At 51.5% G+C, this 19648-nt stretch carries 14 protein-coding genes and 1 riboswitch; of the genes, 12 read left to right on the top strand and 2 right to left on the bottom strand.

The window, feature by feature from the left end:
• Positions 1 to 8: 8 nt before the first annotated feature.
• The 4 genes from ychF (at position 9) to INF30_RS07505 (ending at position 7872) form a co-directional block, all read left to right on the top strand.
• Positions 9 to 1109 (top strand): redox-regulated ATPase YchF, encoded by a 1101-nt coding sequence (gene ychF, locus INF30_RS07520; protein ID WP_076778659.1) that lies wholly within the window; start codon positions 9 to 11, stop codon positions 1107 to 1109.
• Positions 1110 to 1139: 30 nt separating this feature from the next.
• Complete coding sequence (gene lgt / locus INF30_RS07515; RefSeq protein WP_226394772.1) at positions 1140 to 2018, top strand: prolipoprotein diacylglyceryl transferase; 879 nt, start codon at positions 1140 to 1142, stop codon at positions 2016 to 2018.
• Between the two features lie 92 nt (positions 2019 to 2110).
• On the top strand, positions 2111 to 5650 hold the full coding sequence (nifJ, locus tag INF30_RS07510) for a pyruvate:ferredoxin (flavodoxin) oxidoreductase (protein ID WP_076778655.1): 3540 nt from the start codon (positions 2111 to 2113) through the stop codon (positions 5648 to 5650).
• Positions 5651 to 5913: 263 nt separating this feature from the next.
• Positions 5914 to 6084, top strand: a riboswitch (Lysine riboswitch).
• A gap of 168 nt (positions 6085 to 6252) precedes the next feature.
• Positions 6253 to 7872, top strand: coding sequence for a Na+/H+ antiporter NhaC family protein (locus tag INF30_RS07505; RefSeq protein WP_226394771.1), 1620 nt, complete (start codon positions 6253 to 6255; stop codon positions 7870 to 7872).
• 55 nt (positions 7873 to 7927) lie between these two features.
• On the opposite strand, the gene INF30_RS07500 is transcribed toward INF30_RS07505, so the two are convergent.
• The gene (locus INF30_RS07500) at positions 7928 to 8815 is read right to left on the bottom strand and encodes a LysR family transcriptional regulator (RefSeq protein WP_226394770.1); all 888 of its coding nucleotides are present in this window, start codon (positions 8813 to 8815) and stop codon (positions 7928 to 7930) included.
• A gap of 156 nt (positions 8816 to 8971) precedes the next feature.
• On the opposite strand from INF30_RS07500, the gene INF30_RS07495 reads away from it, so the two are divergent.
• The 3 genes from INF30_RS07495 to INF30_RS07485 are packed head-to-tail and all read left to right on the top strand — an operon-like array spanning position 8972 to position 12340.
• On the top strand, positions 8972 to 10435 hold the full coding sequence (locus INF30_RS07495; RefSeq protein ID WP_076778649.1) for an SLC13 family permease: 1464 nt from the start codon (positions 8972 to 8974) through the stop codon (positions 10433 to 10435).
• Between the two features lie 40 nt (positions 10436 to 10475).
• A complete protein-coding gene (locus INF30_RS07490) occupies positions 10476 to 11738 on the top strand; it encodes an FAD-dependent oxidoreductase (RefSeq protein WP_226394769.1) in 1263 nt (420 codons plus the stop codon).
• Between the two features lie 41 nt (positions 11739 to 11779).
• A complete protein-coding gene (locus INF30_RS07485; protein ID WP_226394768.1) occupies positions 11780 to 12340 on the top strand; it encodes a chorismate mutase in 561 nt (186 codons plus the stop codon).
• A 74-nt stretch (positions 12341 to 12414) separates the two neighbouring features.
• Here INF30_RS07485 and INF30_RS07480 read toward each other — a convergent pair whose 3' ends face one another.
• On the bottom strand, positions 12415 to 12951 hold the full coding sequence (locus tag INF30_RS07480) for a GNAT family N-acetyltransferase (protein WP_226394767.1): 537 nt from the start codon (positions 12949 to 12951) through the stop codon (positions 12415 to 12417).
• 172 nt (positions 12952 to 13123) lie between these two features.
• Between INF30_RS07480 and INF30_RS07475 the strand changes: the two genes are divergently transcribed.
• The 5 genes from INF30_RS07475 (at position 13124) to INF30_RS07455 (ending at position 19446) form a co-directional block, all read left to right on the top strand.
• Positions 13124 to 16045: an insulinase family protein gene (locus INF30_RS07475; RefSeq protein WP_226394766.1), complete on the top strand. Its 2922-nt coding sequence runs from the start codon at positions 13124 to 13126 to the stop codon at positions 16043 to 16045.
• Between the two features lie 101 nt (positions 16046 to 16146).
• Positions 16147 to 17043, top strand: a complete 897-nt coding sequence (era, locus tag INF30_RS07470) for a GTPase Era (RefSeq protein WP_076778639.1) — start codon at positions 16147 to 16149, stop codon at positions 17041 to 17043.
• Positions 17044 to 17110: 67 nt separating this feature from the next.
• Complete coding sequence (locus tag INF30_RS07465) at positions 17111 to 17296, top strand: hypothetical protein (protein ID WP_226394765.1); 186 nt, start codon at positions 17111 to 17113, stop codon at positions 17294 to 17296.
• Complete coding sequence (gene recO, locus INF30_RS07460; RefSeq protein ID WP_226394764.1) at positions 17244 to 17990, top strand: DNA repair protein RecO; 747 nt, start codon at positions 17244 to 17246, stop codon at positions 17988 to 17990. Before INF30_RS07465 ends, recO begins: the two co-directional genes overlap by 53 nt.
• Before the next feature lie 64 nt (positions 17991 to 18054).
• Positions 18055 to 19446 (top strand): glycine--tRNA ligase, encoded by a 1392-nt coding sequence (locus INF30_RS07455; RefSeq protein ID WP_076778637.1) that lies wholly within the window; start codon positions 18055 to 18057, stop codon positions 19444 to 19446.
• The last annotated feature ends 202 nt before the right edge of the window (positions 19447 to 19648 follow it).

The following is a 19648-nucleotide window of genomic DNA, read 5'->3' as shown; positions in this document are numbered from 1 at the left end:
AAATAGATATGAAACTTGGTATCGTGGGCCTGCCCAATGTAGGCAAAAGTACACTGTTTAATTCACTGACAAAGGCGGGGGCAGAGTCAGCAAACTATCCCTTCTGCACCATCGATCCCAACGTGGGCGTGGTGACTGTGCCGGATGAGCGCCTGAATGTGCTGGGAGAGATGTATCATACAAAGAAGATCATACCTGCAGCCATCGAGTTCGTGGATATTGCCGGACTTGTAAAGGGAGCGTCAAAAGGCGAGGGCCTTGGGAACCAGTTCCTGGCCAACATCCGTGAGGTGGACGCTATCGTGCATGTGGTGCGCTGCTTTGAGGACAGCAATATTGTCCACGTGGATGGAAGCATTGATCCGCTCCGCGACATCGAGACCATCAATCTGGAACTTGTATTCTCAGATCTGGAGATTCTGGAGCGCCGTATCGCCAAGACCACGAAAGTGGCCAGAAACGACAAGACGGCTGCCAAGGAGCTGAAGCTTCTGGAGAAAATAAAGGAGCACCTGGAAGATGGAAAGCTGGCAAAGAGCTTTGACGGCGCTGAGGACGAAGAGGAGCAGGCGTGGCTGGAAAGCTACAACCTTCTCACCTACAAGCCGGTGATTTTTGCCGCCAATGTAGCTGAGGACGACCTGGCTGACGATGGCGCCGCCAATGCCGGCGTGCAGGCGGTGAGGGAGTACGCGGACAAAGAAGGCTGCGAGGTGTTCGTTGTGTGCGCGCAGATCGAGCAGGAGATCGCAGAGCTGGACGATGACGAGAAGAAGATGTTCCTGGAGGATCTGGGGCTCTCCGAGTCCGGCCTTGAAAAGCTTATCAAGGCAAGCTACCGTCTCCTTGGACTTATCAGCTATCTGACGGCAGGGGAGCCGGAAGTGCGGGCATGGACGATCAAGAACGGTACAAAAGCACCCCAGGCTGCTGGCAAGATCCACTCTGACTTTGAGAGAGGATTTATCCGGGCCGAAGTGGTGGCCTACGACGATCTGATCGCCTGCGGCTCCCACAATGCAGCAAAAGAAAAAGGCCTGGTCCGCCTGGAAGGAAAGGACTACGTTGTGAAAGACGGAGATATTATGCTGTTCCGGTTCAACGTATAGAAAGACTGGCGGGAAAGGACAAGATATATCATGCACACTTCAATTGAATTCCCAAACATTGGCATTCATCTGGACAATGTGGGAAAGACCGTCACGGTTTTCGGATTCGATATTGCCTACTACGGCATTGTCATCGGCATCGGTATGCTGGCGGGCATTGCCATGGCCATGATGGAGGCGAAGCGCACAAACCAGAACCAGGAAGATTACATTGATATCGCTATTTTCGGCATCATCTTCGGTATTATCGGCGCGCGGATCTACTATGTCGTGTTCGCCTGGGATATGTATAAGGACAATTTGCTGGAGATATTCAATACCCGCCACGGCGGGTTGGCCATCTACGGCGGCGTCATAGCCGCGGTCATCACCGTGTTTGTGGTGGCCAGGGTGAAAAAACTCCCGGTTGCCCTTCTGCTGGACACAGGGGGCTTCGGTCTGATCACCGGACAGATGATCGGCAGATGGGGAAATTTCTTTAACAGGGAGGCCTTCGGTGATTACACGGACAATCTCCTGGCTATGCGGATCCCCCTGGATGCGGTGCGCTCCTCGGATGTGTCTGAGAACATCCGGGAGCATATAGATGTGATAGACGGCGTGTCCTATATCCAGGTACATCCGACTTTCCTCTATGAGTCGCTCTGGTGCCTTATGGTGCTGGTGATCCTTCTGCTGTACCGGACCCACAAAAAGTTCAACGGAGAGCTTTTCCTGATGTACCTTGCAGGCTACGGCGCGGGGCGTGTCTGGATCGAGGGCCTCAGGACGGATCAGTTATGGTTCCCGGGCACGGAGATCCCGGTGTCCCAGGTGCTGGCAGGGGTACTGGTGGTGGTGGCTGTCGTGCTGATCGTGTGCGGACGACGGGGGCTTGTACCGAAAAAGAAACAAAAGAAAACAGAGTAAAATCTGGACTTTTAAAATGGCACGGTCTATAATAAAGATATATGTGAAAAATTAAATTATTATTTTTCAAAAATCTAAGGAGGAACAAGAAAATGGCAAGAAAAATGAAGACCATGGATGGTAATCATGCGGCAGCTCATGCGTCATACGCATATACAGACGTTGCAGCTATTTACCCGATCACGCCTTCATCCGTTATGGCAGAGGCCACAGACGAGTGGGCGACACAGGGAAGAAAGAACATCTTTGGACAGGAAGTGCAGGTTACAGAGATGCAGTCAGAGGCCGGCGCAGCAGGTGCTGTTCACGGATCACTGGCAGCAGGTGCCCTGACTACTACTTATACAGCTTCCCAGGGTCTGCTTCTTATGATCCCCAACCTTTACAAGATCGCCGGCGAGCAGCTTCCGGGCGTGTTCAACGTATCTGCCCGTGCACTTGCAAGCCACGCGCTTTCTATCTTCGGTGATCACTCAGACGTTTATGCCTGTCGTCAGACCGGATGCGCAATGCTCTGCGAGTCCAGCGTACAGGAAGTTATGGACCTGACACCGGTTGCACACTGCGCAGCTATCAAGGGACGCATTCCTTTCATCAACTTCTTTGACGGTTTCCGTACATCTCACGAGATCCAGAAGATCGAGACATGGGATTACGAAGACCTGAAGGATCTGGTAGATATGGATGCCATCGATGCGTTCAGAAAACACGCTCTGAATCCGAACCATCCGTGCCAGAGAGGTTCCGCTCAGAACCCGGATATCTTCTTCCAGGCAAGAGAGGCAAGCAACCCGTACTACACAGCTATGCCGGCTATCGTTCAGGAGTACATGGACAAGGTTAACGCCAAGATCGGCACAGACTACAAGCTGTTCAACTACTACGGAGCAGAGGATGCAGAGAAAGTCATCATCGCTATGGGCTCTGTATGCGACACAATCGAGGAGACAGTTGACTACCTGCTCGCGGCAGGACAGAAAGTCGGCCTTGTAAAAGTACGTCTGTACAGACCGTTCAGCGCACAGGCACTGATCGATGCAATCCCGGATACAGTTAAGACAATCTCTGTATTAGACAGAACAAAAGAGCCGGGAGCTCTTGGCGAGCCTCTGTGGCTGGATGTTGTCGCTGCATTAAAGGGAACAAAATTCGACGCAGTTCCGGTACTTTCCGGACGTTACGGATTAGGCTCCAAGGATACAACACCGGCACAGATCGTTGCTGTATACAATAACACAGAAAAAGAGAAATTCACGATCGGTATCGTGGACGACGTGACAGGACTTTCCCTGGAAGAGGGCGAGCAGCTTGTTACAACTCCGGAAGGAACCATCAACTGTAAGTTCTGGGGACTTGGAGCCGACGGTACTGTAGGAGCGAACAAGAACTCCATCAAGATCATTGGTGACAACACAGATATGTACGCACAGGCTTACTTTGACTATGACTCCAAGAAGTCCGGCGGTGTGACAATGTCTCACCTTCGTTTTGGTAAGAAGCCGATCAAATCCACATATCTGATCAAGAAGGCTAACTTTGTTGCATGCCACAACCCGTCCTACATCAACAAGTACAACATGGTACAGGAGCTGGTAGACGGAGGAACATTCCTTCTGAACTGCCCGTGGGATATGGAAGGACTGGAGAAACACCTTCCGGGACAGGTGAAAGCATTCATCGCTAACCACAACATCAAATTCTACACGATCGACGGTATCAAGATCGGTAAGGAGATCGGACTTGGCGGACGTATCAACACAGTCCTTCAGTCTGCATTCTTCAAACTGGCTGCCATCATTCCGGAAGAGGAAGCCATCGACCTGATGAAGGCCGCTGCAAAGGCTACCTACGGAAGAAAAGGTGACAAGATCGTACAGATGAACTACGATGCCATCGATGCAGGTGCAAAACAGGTGCACGAAGTGACAGTTCCCGAGAGCTGGAAAGACTGTGCAGATGAAGGATTATTCACACCTGAGGTTAAGGGCGGAAGGACAGAGGTCGTAGACTTCGTTAAGAATATCCAGTCCAAAGTAAATGCTCAGGAAGGAAATACACTGCCTGTATCTGCCTTCAAGGATTACGTAGACGGTTCCACACCGTCCGGTACATCTGCATACGAGAAGCGCGGTATCGCAGTAGACATCCCGGTATGGAAGTCAGAGAACTGTATCCAGTGTAACCGCTGTGCGTATGTATGTCCGCACGCAGTTATCCGCCCGGTAGCGCTGACAGAGGAAGAGGCAGCCAAGGCTCCGGAAGGATTTGACACGATCGATATGATCGGCATGCCTGGCATGAAGTTCGCCATCACTGTATCAGCTTACGACTGTACAGGATGCGGTTCCTGTGCAAATGTCTGCCCGGGCAAGAAGGGCGAGAAGGCTCTCGTTATGGCAAACATGGAAGAGAACGCAGGATGCCAGACAGGATTCGACTTCGGAAGAGAGATTCCTGTAAAACCGGAAGTAGTAGCAAAATTCAAAGAAAATACAGTAAAAGGTTCTCAGTTCAAACAGCCGCTGCTTGAGTTCTCAGGCGCATGTGCAGGATGTGGCGAGACACCTTACGCAAAACTGATCACACAGCTCTTTGGTGACAGAATGTACATTGCCAACGCTACAGGATGCTCCTCTATCTGGGGTAACTCCTCACCGTCCACACCTTACACGGTAACACCGGAAGGCAAAGGACCGGCATGGGACAACTCCCTGTTCGAGGACAACGCAGAGTTCGGATATGGTATGCTGCTGGCTCAGAACACAATCAGAGCAGGTCTGAAGACAAAAGTTGAGTCTGTTATGGAGTCCGACAAAGCTTCTGAGGAAGTGAAAGCTGCATGCAAAGAGTGGCTTGACACATACGGATGCGGCGCTACAAACGGAACAGCTACAGACAATCTTGTAAAAGCTCTGGAAGGATGCGACTGCGAAGTATGCAAGGACATCGTAAACAACAAAGACTTCCTGGCCAAGAAATCCCAGTGGGTATTCGGTGGTGACGGATGGGCTTACGATATCGGATTCGGCGGTGTTGACCATGTACTTGCAAGCGGCAAGGATATCAACATCATGGTATTCGATACAGAGGTTTACTCCAACACAGGCGGACAGTCCTCCAAGGCTACAAAGACAGGCGCGGTTGCTCAGTTCGCAGCAGGCGGAAAAGAGACAAAGAAGAAAGATCTTGCCAGCATCGCAATGAGCTACGGATACGTATATGTTGCACAGATCGCTATGGGTGCTGATTTCAATCAGACTGTAAAGGCAATCTCTGAGGCTGAGGCATATCCGGGACCGTCACTGATCATCGCATACGCTCCGTGTATCAACCACGGTATCAAGAAGGGTATGAGCAAGGCTCAGACAGAAGAAGCGCTTGCTGTTGAGTGCGGATACTGGAACAACTTCCGCTACAATCCGGCAGCAGAAGGTTCCAAGTTCACTCTGGACAGCAAAGAGCCTAAGATGGAAGGATACCAGGAGTTCCTGAACGGCGAGGTTCGCTACAATTCACTTGTAAGATCCAACCCGGAGAAAGCTGCCGTAATGTTCGCTCAGAACGAGAAGGAAGCAAAAGAGAGATACGAGTATCTGAAGAAACTCGTTACTCTGTACGGAACAGAGGAATAAGAAGGTTCTGTAAAACAGATCAGACAGAGATAAAGCTGCGGCCAGCAGGCGGACAACCGTCTGCTGGCCGCTTTTGTGATGACGGAAAGCCAAAGTCCGGGCCTGTCCGGTACCCTGGCGAGTGCCTGCCATCCCGGAATGCACCCTGAGGCACCCGTGGTGATCCATGCAGGACGGGTTTTCGTCAGATTTACAGTGTGGATGTGGAAATAACGGTTGACTTTCCCGGCCAAAGATGATAGAAATGTATATATGGATAAGTAAGACTGGATAGAGGCGCAGTGTCCATCAGTACCGCGCGGCCATGGTCCCGGGAGGACTGCCGCACAGGGAAAGGGGACTCTGCCGAAGGGAACAGCTGCCCGGAGTGGGTTCCCTGGGCCGTACGGAGAAGATCCTGCGGACTGTCACAACTGTGGAGCGCTATCATAGTATCAATGGATGAGGAACATACACTGTCCTGCCGGCGGGAAGGCAGTATATCTGACCTTGGTTTGACATGCCATGAATGAGTGCACGCAGCGCTTATTCATGGTATTTTTTTTGCGGGGAAGCCCTTTGGGTCCCCTCGAGAAGTCTTTGTATGAGAGAGGAAGGTACTTATGAGAAATGTAAAGAGAAAGATTTTGTGGACGCTCTCCTTGGTCATGCTCTTCGTGGCCTGCAGTCCGCTCCTGGCTTTTGCGGCTGAGGAGGGAGAAGAGTATGTCCCGCAGCTGTTTGCCACGCCGTGGTCCCTGCTTCCGCCCCTCGTGGCCATTGTGCTGGCGCTGATCACAAAGGAAGTGTACAGCTCCCTGTTTATCGGGATCCTGATCGGCGGTATTTTTTATTCGGGATTCACATTTGAGGGGACCATCACACATGTATTCCAGGGAGGCATCATCTCGGTGCTCTCGGACAGCTACAATGTGGGGATCATCGTGTTCCTTGTCATCCTCGGTATCATGGTGTGCATGATGAACAAGGTGGGCGGTTCAGCCGCCTTCGGAGAGTGGGCCAAGGACCACATCAAAACAAGGACAGGCGCCCAGCTCGCCACAGTTCTTCTTGGCGTGCTGATCTTTATCGACGACTATTTCAACTGTCTTACAGTGGGAAGCGTCATGCGTCCGGTGACAGACAAGCACAAGATATCCAGGGCCAAGCTGTCCTATCTGATCGACGCAACGGCTGCTCCGGTGTGCATCATAGCGCCGATTTCTTCCTGGGCTGCTGCAGTGACCGGCTTTGTCCCCGGCGAGGACGGGTTTTCTGTTTTCATCCGGGCTATCCCCTATAACTTCTACGCCCTGCTGACGATCTTCATGATGGTCGGTATTGCGATCCTTAAGGTGGATTACGGACCTATGCGGATTCATGAGAATAACGCTATCAAGGGAGATATCTATACCACGCCGGATCGTCCCTATGCGGATGCGGAGAAGGAAATTGTGACAGGAAAGGGAAAGGTCATTGACCTGGTATTTCCTATCATTACGCTGATCATCTGCTGCGTGATCGGCATGATCTATACAGGTGGTTTCTTCTCGGGAACGGATTTTGTTACATCCTTTTCACAGAGTGACGCTTCCGTGGGACTTGTTCTGGGAAGCTTCTGCGCCTATGTGATTACCATCATTTTCTATATGATCCGCCGGGTCATAAAATTCGGTGAATGTATGTCCTGTATTCCGGACGGGTTCAAGGCCATGGTACCGGCCATTCTGATCCTGTCATTTGCATGGACGCTGAAGGCCATGACAGACAGCCTGGGAGCGGACGTATTTGTGTCCGAGCTTGTGAGGTCCAGTGCGGACGGGCTGATGAATTTCCTGCCCGCCATCGTATTCCTGGTAGGATGCGGACTCGCCTTTGCCACAGGAACATCCTGGGGAACATTCGGTATCCTGATCCCCATTGTTGTGGCTGTCTTCCAGGGACAGAACGAGACCATGATGATCATCTCCATCTCCGCCTGCATGGCAGGTGCTGTGTGCGGCGACCACTGCTCGCCCATCTCGGACACCACGATCATGTCGTCAGCGGGAGCCCAGTGCAACCATGTGAACCATGTCACGACGCAGCTTCCCTACGCGATCACAGTGGCGGCCATCTCGTTTGTGACCTACATCATTGCCGGGTTTGTGCAGACAGCCTGGATCGCTCTTCCGGCAGGTATCGTACTTACGCTGGGAGTGCTGCTTGTGCTGAGACATATTTACGGAAAAGAGGAAGGATAGGCTTCTGCTGATAAAAGAAAAGCGGGGCTGTGCCTTGACGGCGCAGCCCCGCTTTTTAAAATGGATAGGACTTTACAAAATCAGTGAAAGACCGGACGGCGGGGGTATCCAGAAGCTCTTTTAAGGTTACGTAGTAGATGGTGCGGGACAGGCTGACTTCCAGAGGAACGATGCGGCATCCCGGCACGAGGAGCTTTTCCGCAATGGAGCGTGAGGCAAAGCCTACGGCAAGATTCTGGGCAGCGAGCTGCATGACAATGTCAGACTGGCTGGTCTCGCAGAGAACATTGGGGACCGCCTGGAAACGGGCAAAGACCTGCTCAATATCCTTTCGAAAGGCGGATTCCTTTGCGGGCATCAGAATGTCTGCCCCGTCCAGATCCCGGATACGGAGGATGTCTTTTCCGGAAAGCGGATTGGCCTGTGACATAACGGCCACATAATGGTCTTCCATGATCTTGTGGCAGTAGAAGTCCTCGCTGTCCGAAAGGTCGTTGGATGCGATGACGAAAACGGCGTTGAGCTGCCGGGCGGCCAGCATGCGCATCAAGGTGTTGCTGCCCTCCACATGGAGCTGGTAGCTGATCAGCGGAAAGAGCTGGTGGTAGTCGGTGATCACTCTGGGAAGCTGGAGATATCCCGCGATCCAGAGCATGCCGATGCGCAGCGTCCCTGCCTCCAGGATACTGTATTTTTTTATGTTTTCTGTGAGCTGGTCTACTTCATTGAGGATCCGCCGGGCCGCTGTGACGAACTGCTCCCCTGCCTCGGTGAGGGAGACGGACTTGGAGTGCCGGACAAAGAGGGAGACCCCCAGCTCTTTTTCCAGATGGAGGATCTGCTGGGACAGGGAGGGCTGGGAGAGGAATAAAGCTTTGGCTGCCGCTGAAAAGCTCTTTTTTTCCGCGGCGGCAAGCACATAGCGCATCTGCTGGATCTGCATGGGAATGACCTCCTTTATGAATGGATTATGGTATAAGAAAAACCTATTGGTATTATAACATATTAATTCTTTACAAATAGCACGAGATTGTTTATAATATAACAGTAATTTAATACATCAAAGTAATAAAGTAATAGGAATGAGAGGAGAATGACAATGCAAAACAAGAAAAGCGTAAAAGACACTGCATTCCTGGTACTTGCCCTTGTAGTCATCATAGGCTCCCGGTTTATGCCGGCCATGGGAGGACTTTCCGAAGACGCATGGGCTGTGCTGGGTGTATTTTTCGGTTCACTCATCATGTGGATCGGGATTTCCATTGACTGGCCCAGTATGATCACGCTGCTGGCTCTGGGACTGATTCCGATATTCGGATTTTCCGGTACATTTGCAGGGGCGTTCGGCAATACAACGGTAGCCTTCCTGCTGTTTACCTTTATGCTGGTATATCCGCTTTCCAAGACCAACTTTGTGCGTCGCTGTACCATTTATTTTATCACAAACAGGATTGCAAGAAAAGGACCCTGGTATTTTGTGTGTTTCCTGCTTGCGGCTGTGACGTTTATGGGACTTTTTATTTCCCCGTCCGTACTGTTCGTGGCCTTCATGCCCTTCCTGGAGGATATCTACCAGGTGCTGGGACTTAAGAAGGGCGGCAAGGCCGGAAATATGATCATGATGGGCTCTGCTTTCTGCATCAGCCTTTCCTCCGGTATGACAGCCATCGGCCATGTGTGGCCCACAATGGCCATCGGGTACTACACAGCGGCTACGGGAAATGATGTAAACCAGTTCCAGTACATGGCTATGGGTATTCCCACAGGTATCATCCTGATCGTGATCCTGATCCTGATATTTAAATTTATCTACCGCCCGGACGATATGAAGGACATCCAGCCGGATAAGGCCATGAGCCTTCGCGGGACCGTTCCGGCGGCGGATTTCAAAGAGAAAGTGATACTTGGCGTTATGGCCCTCACCGTATTTCTCTGGGTGGCTCCCAGCCTTGTGCAGAATGTGCTTCCGGAGTTCTACGAGACCGTCAACAGCTGGTCAACAGCCATGCCTCCGCTTCTTGGATGCATCATCCTGTTCGTTGTGCGTGTGGACGGTGAGAGCATCATGAACTTTAAAGAGACAGTCAGCAAGGGTGTTCTCTGGGGAAGCGTACTGATGACAGCGGCAGCCACGCAGCTTGGCTCCTGCCTGACAAACGAGGACGTAGGCATCAGCTCCTGGCTGACAGGTGCGCTTGAGCCTCTGACAGCAAACCTCCCCGTGATCGGACTGATCCTGTTCTTCATGACATGGGCGGTTATCGAGACCAACTTCTCGTCCAATATCGTTACCACAACAGTTGTTAGCGCGGTTGCCCTGTCTGTCCTGACAGCCCTTCCGGCAGGTTCCGTGAATGTGGGCGCTGTTGTATGTATGGTAGGCTTTGCGGCGGCGATCTGCAACATGACGCCGGCAGGACAGAGTACGGTGAACACGGTTGCCATCGGTTCAGGATGGACAGACACCAAGTCCATGTTCGTGTGGGGCGGACTGTTTGCCATCGCAGGTATCCTGGTGCTCAGCTTTATCGCATACCCGCTTGGATCTCTGTTCATTGCATAGGAGATAAAAGGATATCTGTTGTGTGAGAGGAGAAATTCACATGAAAAGAAAATATCAGTATGATGTAGTCGTGGCAGGCGGCGGGACGGCAGGAGTTGCTGCCGCCGCCGGAGCTGCCATGGCAGGAGCAAAGACACTGCTTATTGAGAGAAATCCTTACCTTGGAGGCGAGGCCACCCATTCCGGCGTGGCCGCCTTCTGCGGATTTTTCACCTGCGGCGGAAACCCGGTTCGGGTCGTGGAAGGAGCGGGAGAGCTGATCCTGAAAGAGATGAAGGCTCTCAGCGAAAGCTCCTGGAACTATGTTGTCTCTGCCACGGGAAATAAAAATGTCAATTTTCATCCGGAGTATCTGAAGTGTGCCATGGACAATGTGCTGGAAAAGACCGGCGTCACCTGCTTTTTCCACACAAGGATCACAGGCGTTTGCACGGAGGAGCGGGCAGTGACAGCCCTTGAGTGCGTGGACGATGAAGGGTGCTTCCTGGTGGAGGCAAAGGCGTTTGTGGACACAACCGGAGACGCCAATGTGGTCCACCTGGCGGGCGCTCCGACGCTCTGGGGAGATGAAAACGGGAATGTGCAGGCGGCCACGCTTCCCTTCCGCTTAAGCGGCGTGGACACCTCCTGTGACCTGACGCCTCAGGCGGTGGAGAAGGCAGTCATACGGGCAAAGGAGGATGGTATTCCTCACCTGACAAAGGAGAAGGGCTTCATCCTGAAAAGGGAGGGCTCGGATCAGGTGGCAGTCCTGCTTCCCAGCACCATCCCCGCAGGCCTGGACTGCGAGGAGCTTACGAAAATGGAGCTGGATACGAGGAGACAGGTGCTCTACTACGTGGAGGCCTTTAAAAAGTATCTCCACGGCATGGAGGGCTGTGAGCTGACAGTCATCGGTCCGGCCATCGGCTTCCGGGAGACGAGGCGGATGAAGGGCAAGGAGATCATCACGGCAGAGGATGTGCTGGGAAGGAGAAAACGGCCCGATGGTGTGGCCAGGGCCGGATGGAAGCCGGAGATCCACATGGATGCCAACAAGATGGGAACCTACATCGAGGTGTCTGAGGGAAGCTGGTTTGACGTGCCACTGGGCGCTCTCCAGTGCGAGAGCCTGGACAATCTCTACGGTGCCGGAAGAATGGTGTCCTCCGAGCAGACAGCCCACGCGGCGGTCCGGGTCATGGGAACATGCTTTGCTACCGGGCATGCAGCAGGCGTGGCGGCAGCCTGCCAGGCGCTTCACGGTGAGGCTCCGGCAGAGGCGGTGCGCGCGGAGCTGGAGAAGCAGGGAGCGCTTCTGTAGTATAAAATATAACCGGACGGGAAAAGGAAAGGAGACAGACTATGACACTTGAGGAAGCACGTGCAGATATTGACGCTGTGGATACACAGATGAAACCTTTGTTTTTGAAGAGAATGGAATGTGCAAAAAAAGTGGCCGAGGTGAAGGCCCAGACAGGCGGAGATGTGTTTGTCCTGGAGAGAGAGCTTTCCATTATCGAGAAGAGAGCCGGGGATGTGGACAAGGAAGTTTACGATGAGTATGTTACATTCCTGCGCCATCTTATGAGCGTCAGCAGAAGATACCAGTACGGCAAGCTGACAGCCATGCAGGACGCAGTGGTGGATGGCGCTGCGGCTACGGCAGGCGTGGATAAAAATGCCGCCCACACGCAGGTGGAGATCTCCTTTACCTGCCCGGCGGCGACCAGCGATCTCAATCTGTTCATCAATATGACAAAGCTGAACAAGATTGCCATAGACAGCATGAATCTGTCTACAGAGGGTGGAGTACAGAAGATTACCATGACTCTGGACGGGAATCTGAAGGAGAGCAACATGAGGCGTCTCCTCTGCCAGATCGGCAAAGAGGCGGATGATTTCAAGATCCTGGCAGTAAAGTAGCTGATATATAAAAGAAAAGAAAACCCGGCGGGACAAGGAACGTCCTGCCGGGTTTTTGGCTTTGTGTAACTTTTTTACAGGAGCTTTTCAAAGGCGATCCTTGGATCCCCATCCTCGGCTCCACCCTGCAGAAAGATCCTGCCGCAGCGGATGAAACCGGCCTTTTTCAGGGCGCTCTGCATGGGCAGGTTGCCCTCGTGGGTGTCGATCCGGATACTCTTCATTCCTTTCTCCCTGGCAAGGGAGGCGGCATTTTCAAAGAGCTGTCCCGCATACCCTTTTCCGCGCAGAGCGGCATTTACAGCCATGCGGTGGATGGCGGCATAGGCGGGAGCTTTTTCTCCTTCCCGCTCTGTCAGCCACTGCCCGTCAAATATCTCCCGGTAGGAGGGATCTTCTGTGAATGTGATCGCGCACACAGCGGCGATCTGTCCGTGTTCCTCCAGCACATAGCCCAGGCCTGTGCCTGTGTCAGACAGGAAGATCTGCCTGTCCGGGTAGCCCTTCTGCCACTGGTCGATTCCCTGGGCTCTTAAAAAGTCTGAAGCGCAACCTGCAATCTCGGTGATCTTTTCTATGTCTTCTGGGGTGGAATGTCTGAATATGGTCATTTGTATATCCTCCGGTCTTTTTTACGATCTGTATTGATGATAACATATCCTGCATTTTTTTTCATTAGGTCAGACCCGGAAAAAGAGCTGATTAGCTTTCTTATTTACGGGAAAACTGCTATAATATATGTTCAGATATAAAGAGAATAAAAAAGAAATGAGGATAGATAGTATGGAGATCAATAACTGCAAAGCCTATGAACTGATCCGCCGGGAGGAACTGGGCGGGATCAAATCGACAGGTTACCTTTTGAAACACAGGAAGAGCGGTGCCAGAGTGGTCCTCATTGAAAATGATGACGACAATAAAGTGTTCAGCATCGCTTTTCGTACGCCGCCCGCAGACAGCACAGGTGTGCCCCATATTATGGAACATTCGGTTTTGTGCGGATCAAAGCATTTTCCGGCTAAAGATCCTTTTGTGGAGCTGGTGAAGGGTTCCCTGAATACCTTCTTAAATGCTATGACCTACCCGGACAAGACGGTCTATCCTGTGGCCAGCTGCAATGACCGGGATTTCCAGAACCTGATGCATGTGTACATGGACGCTGTGCTGTATCCCAATATTTACGAGCACGATGAGATCTTCCGCCAGGAGGGGTGGAGTTACCGTTTGGAGGAGAAGGACGGGAAACTGACCTACAACGGGGTTGTGTACAATGAGATGAAAGGTGCGTTTTCCTCTCCGGAAGGCGTGCTGGACAGAGTGGTGCTGAACACCCTCTTCCCGGATACGTCTTACGCAAATGAGTCCGGAGGTGATCCGGAGGTGATCCCGGAGCTGACCTACGGGCAGTTCCTTGACTTCCACCGGAGATACTATCATCCGTCCAACAGCTACATTTACCTCTATGGAGACATGGACATGGAGGAGAAACTGAACTGGCTGGATGAGGAATATCTGAGCGCCTATGAGAATGAGCCGGTGGACTCAGCCATCCGTCTGCAGAAGCCTTTTGACAGGATGGTGGAAAAGGAGATCCCCTACTCCATCGCAAGCGATGAACCGGAGGAGGACAACACCTACCTCTCTTACAATAAAGTGATCGGCACCAGCCTGGACAAAGAGCTGTATCTGGCATTCCAGATCCTGGACTACGCGCTTCTGTCCGCGCCGGGCGCACCCCTGAAGAAAGCCCTGACAGATGCAGGCATCGGGAAGGATATTATAGGATCCTACGACAACGGCATTTACCAGCCCATCTTCTCTGTTGTTGCCAAAAATGCCAACGTGGAGCAGAAAGAGGAATTTATCCGCATCATCGAAGAGGTGCTGACAGATGCGGCGGACAAAGGTATAGACAAGAAAGCCCTGGAGGCGGGGATCAACTATCATGAGTTCCGATACAGGGAGGCGGACTTCGGCAGCTATCCCAAGGGACTTATGTATGGGCTGCAGATGATGGACAGCTGGCTCTACGATGAAAACGAGCCATTTATGCACATTGATGCCCTGGATACATTTGCGTTCCTGAAAAGTCAGGTGGGAACAGGATACTATGAGGAGCTGATCCGGAAATACCTGCTGGACAACACTCACGGGGCCATTGTCGTGGTGAAGCCGGAGAAGGGCCGCACGGCCAGAATGGACAGGGAGCTGGAGGAGAAGCTGGAGACCCTCAAGGACAGCCTCAGCGATGCCCAGAAAGAGCGCTTGGTGAAGCAGACCAAAGAGCTGGAGGACTACCAGTCCCAGCCGGACAGGCCTGAGGATATTGAGAAGATCCCCGTGCTGCAGAGGACGGATATTTCCCGGGAGATTGCGCCTATCATCAACGAGGAGATGACACTTGCCGGTGTGCCTGCTGTGTTCCACGAGACCTGGACCAACGGGATCGGCTATGTGGATCTCATGTTTGATCTTTCGGATGTGCCGGAGGAGATGCTGGGGTATGTGGGCATTCTTCAGTCCGTGCTGGGCATTATCGATACAGAAAATTATGAGTACGGGGAACTGTTCAATGAGATCAACAGCCACACTGGCGGCATCGGTACATCCCTGGAACTTTACAACGATGTGACTAAGGTGGAGGAGAAAGCTTTCCGTGCTACCTTTGAGATAAAGGCAAAGGCCATGTACGGTCAGATGCCTTTTGCCTTCCGGATGATGCGTGAGATCCTGACCGGGTCAAAACTGGAGGATACAAAGAGGATCAAGGAGATCCTGGATATGTTGAAATCCCGGCTTCTCATGCGGTTCCAGTCCTCGGGACACACCACTGCTGCCCTGCGGGCCCTGTCTTACGCCTCGCCCTCAGCGAAATTCAAGGACATGACCAACGGTATAGACTTTTACCAGTTTGTGGCAGACCTGTCAGAACACTTTGAGGAGAGAAAAGATGAGCTGACACAGGTGCTTGAAACACTGAGCCGGCAGATTTTCCGGGGGGACCATATGATGGTCAGCTTTACTGCTTCCCGGGATGGCCTGGATGGCCTGGAGGAGCTGGTAAAAGAGATAAAGGAAGGCCTCTTTGCAGACGGAGCTCCGGGGACACCCTGCGTGATCCACTGCCAGAAGAAGAACGAGGGGTTCAAGACAGCTTCCAAGGTTCAGTACGTGGCCCGCACCGGTAATTTCATCGATCATGGGGCATCCTACACAGGTGCGCTGCAGATCCTGAAAGTGATCCTGAGCTACGATTACCTGTGGCAGAATATCCGCGTCAAGGGTGGAGCCTACGGCTGCATGAGCAGCTTTAACCGGATCGGTGAGGGATATCTTGTCTCCTACCGTGATCCTCATTTAAAGCGCACCATGGACGTGTACGAGGGCGTTGTGGACTACCTGAAGAACTTTACGGTCAGCGACCGGGATATGAACAAATATATCATCGGCACCATCAGCAATCTGGATCAGCCCATGACTCCTGCGTCTAAGGGAGACCGCTCCATGAATCTTTACATGAACCATGTCAGCGCGGAGATGATCCGCAGGGAGCGCGCCCAGGTGCTGGATGCTACCCAGGAAGATATCCGGGCTCTGGCAGGCGTTGTGGAGGCCATGCTGGCGGCGGACCAGATCTGCGTCATCGGAAGCGAGGAGAAGATCGAGGAAAACCGGGATATGTTTGACAATGTGACAAACTTTTAACAGGGGACGTAACACTTTTAAAAAGTGTTACGTCCGGATTTACACTAACTGGTGTGTAATTGTGTACCAACCCCTGTGAAATATAATAAAAAGGAGTAAATATGACAGATAATTTTAAATCAGGTTTTGCGACCCTCATAGGCCGCCCAAATGTTGGAAAATCAACGCTTATGAACTATCTGATCGGCCAGAAGATCGCTATAACATCCAACAAACCCCAGACCACAAGGAACAGGATCCAGACTGTGCTGACCACAGAAGAGGGACAGATCATTTTTGTGGACACTCCGGGCATACATAAAGCGAAAAACAAGCTGGGCGAATATATGGTCAATATTGCCGAGCGGACCCTCAATGAGGTGGATGTGGTGCTCTGGCTTGTGGAGCCAACCACTTTTATCGGGGCAGGCGAGAGGCATATTGCCGATCAGCTCCAGAAAGTGAAGACGCCGGTGATCCTTGTGATCAATAAAGTGGACATGGTGAAGAAGGAGGAAGTGCTCCCGGCCATTGCTGCTTATAAGGATCTCTACGATTTTGCAGAGATCGTGCCTGTGTCTGCCAGGAGCGGGGAGAATACAGATGAGCTCCTGAAGGTGATCATGAAATATCTGCCTTACGGGCCGCAGTTTTATGATGAGGACACCATCACAGACCAGCCGGAACGTCAGATCGTGGCGGAACTGATCCGTGAGAAAGCCCTGCACTGTCTGAATGAAGAGATCCCCCACGGCATCGCTGTGACGATCGAGAGCATGAAGCGCAATAAAAAAGTCATGCACATTGATGCGACGATTATCTGCGAGCGGGACAGCCACAAGGGGATCATTATTGGAAAACAAGGAAATATGTTGAAAAAGATCGGCAGTACAGCCCGGTACGAGATTGAAAAAATGCTGGGATGCCAGGTAAACCTGAAGCTTTGGGTCAAAGTGAAAAAGGACTGGAGAGACAGTGAATACCTGATGAAAAATTTTGGATATCGGGAAGATGAATAAAAAGAACCGTCCACAGGAGATGCTAACCTCATGAATATTGGAACCAACAATAGGATGAGGTGAAAAGATGGAAGAACACTGGGACAAGTTTATGCATTCGGGAGCTATTTCAGACTATCTCGAGTACAAAGGAATAGAGATGTGCATGGCCATCATGCGGAAATATGAAGAGCCGGGAGACGGGACAGGAGAGGAAGACAGTGGAGCAGATAATGTTGACGGGAATGGTCCTTTTGACCACTCCTATCGGTGAATATGACAAGCGAGTTGTGCTGCTTACAAAAGAGCGGGGCAAAGTCGCCGCATTCGCTAGGGGTGCGCGCAGACCCAACAGCCCCCTGGCCGGGGCGACAGAGCCCTTCTCTTTTGGCAGTTTTTCCCTGTATGAGGGGCGCACTTCCTACACACTGATATCGGCTTCTATATCAAATTATTTTGCAGAGCTGAGGATGGACGTGGAGGGGGCTTTCTACGGATTTTATTTTATGGATATTGCCAATTATTATGCCCGGGAGGCAAATGATGAGACAGAGCTTCTGAAGCTTCTCTATCAGACGCTGCGAGCTCTTGTGAAAAAGTCTATTCCGGATAAACTGATCCGCTACATATACGAACTGAAAGCTATTACTATAAATGGTGAGGGGCCGGATGTGTTCCACTGTGTGATCTGCCGCCGGGAGACGACAGGAAGTTTTTTCAGCCCTCTCAAGGGAGGACTTGTCTGCGACGGGTGCCGGCCCCAGGGGGCAGACTGCCTGCCGCTGGATCCCTCCACGCTCTATACGATGCAGTACATTGAAACATCCAGCATTGAAAAGCTGTATACCTTTACCGTTTCTGAGAAAGTGCTGGGCGAGCTGGAGATGATCATGAAAAGGTACATGGAGATCTACGTGGACCGGCATTTTAAGTCGCTGGATATTCTGGAGCAGATGATCAGGGCTTGAAAACTGCAGTGCTTAACGGTATAATATTGACATTATCCAATATTTATAAAGGAGAGAAAGAGAAATGGTTGAGAAGACAATGGACAAAATCGTGGCCCTTGCAAAATCAAGAGGTTTTGTCTATCCGGGGTCTGAGATTTACGGTGGTCTTGCGAATACATGGGACTATGGAAATCTTGGCGTGGAACTGAAAAACAATGTAAAAAAAGCCTGGTGGCAGAAATTTGTCCAGGAAAATCCATACAATGTAGGTGTGGACTGTGCCATCCTGATGAATCCACAGACATGGGTGGCATCCGGGCATCTGGGCGGTTTCAGCGACCCTCTGATGGACTGTAAGGAGTGCCATGAAAGATTCCGTGCGGACAAAATGATCGAGGATTATGCCCAGGAGAACGGCATTGACATCGGCCCCACCATTGACGGCTGGAGCCACGAGCAGATGGAAGCCTTTATTGAGGAACATAACATTCCCTGTCCTACGTGCGGTAAACACAATTTCACAGAGATCCGGGAATTCAACCTTATGTTCAAGACATTCCAGGGCGTAACGGAAGATGCAAAGAATACTGTTTATCTGCGCCCGGAGACAGCCCAGGGCATCTTTGTGAACTTCAAAAACGTGCAGCGTACATCCAGAAAGAAAATTCCGTTCGGTATCTGCCAGATCGGAAAATCTTTCAGAAATGAGATCACACCGGGTAACTTTATTTTCCGTACCAGAGAGTTTGAGCAGATGGAGCTGGAATTCTTCTGCGAGCCGGGAACAGACCTTGAGTGGCATGCATACTGGAAAAAGTACTGCCTTGACTGGCTGAAAACACTGGGAATTAAAGAAGAAGAGATGCGCGCAAGAGACCATTCTCCGGAAGAGCTCTGCTTCTACAGCCGTGCTACCACAGATGTGGAATTCCTCTTCCCATTCGGCTGGGGCGAGCTGTGGGGTATTGCTGACAGGACAGACTATGACTTAAGCCAGCACCAGGAAGTGTCCAAGCAGGATCTGACCTATTTTGACGATGAGAAAAAGGAAAAATATATCCCCTATGTTATTGAGCCTTCGCTGGGGGCTGACCGTATGGTTCTGGCGTTCCTTTGCAGCGCTTACGATGAGGAGGAGCTGGAAGGCGGAGATGTGCGTACAGTCCTTCATTTCCATCCGGCAATTGCTCCTGTGAAGATCGGCGTGCTTCCACTCTCCAAAAAACTGAGCGAGGGCGCCACAAAGATTTATACACAGCTCTGCAAAAAATATAACTGTGAGTTCGATGAGAGAGGAAATATCGGAAAGCGTTACCGCCGTCAGGATGAGATCGGCACACCTTTCTGCGTGACCTACGATTTCGAGTCAGAAGAAGACGGTGCAGTGACTGTCCGTGACAGAGACACCATGGAGCAGGAGAGAGTAAAGATCGAGGATCTGGAGAAATATTTCGAAAAGAAATTTGAATGGTAAGACAGCAGCAGAAAGCAAAAAAGTTGATAAGAAAAGGAGTGTTGCAAAATAGATGAGTCATTCATCTATGGAGCAATGCTCCTTTTCTTATCAACTGGTTTTGCCATTCAATTTGGAAAGCTTGGTTCCTGATGATGATCCTGTCCGGCTGCTGGCAGGAAGAACCCCTTTCGTATCTTTTCTGAACCAGGAGAATATCCAC

Origin of the sequence: Claveliimonas monacensis, from assembly GCF_014982975.1 — a bacterium.
Taxonomy (GTDB): Bacteria; Bacillota; Clostridia; order Lachnospirales; family Lachnospiraceae; genus Claveliimonas; species Claveliimonas monacensis.
The sequence above is the reverse complement of the archived record's forward strand: the minus strand, read 5'-3'. Positions and strand labels throughout refer to the sequence as shown.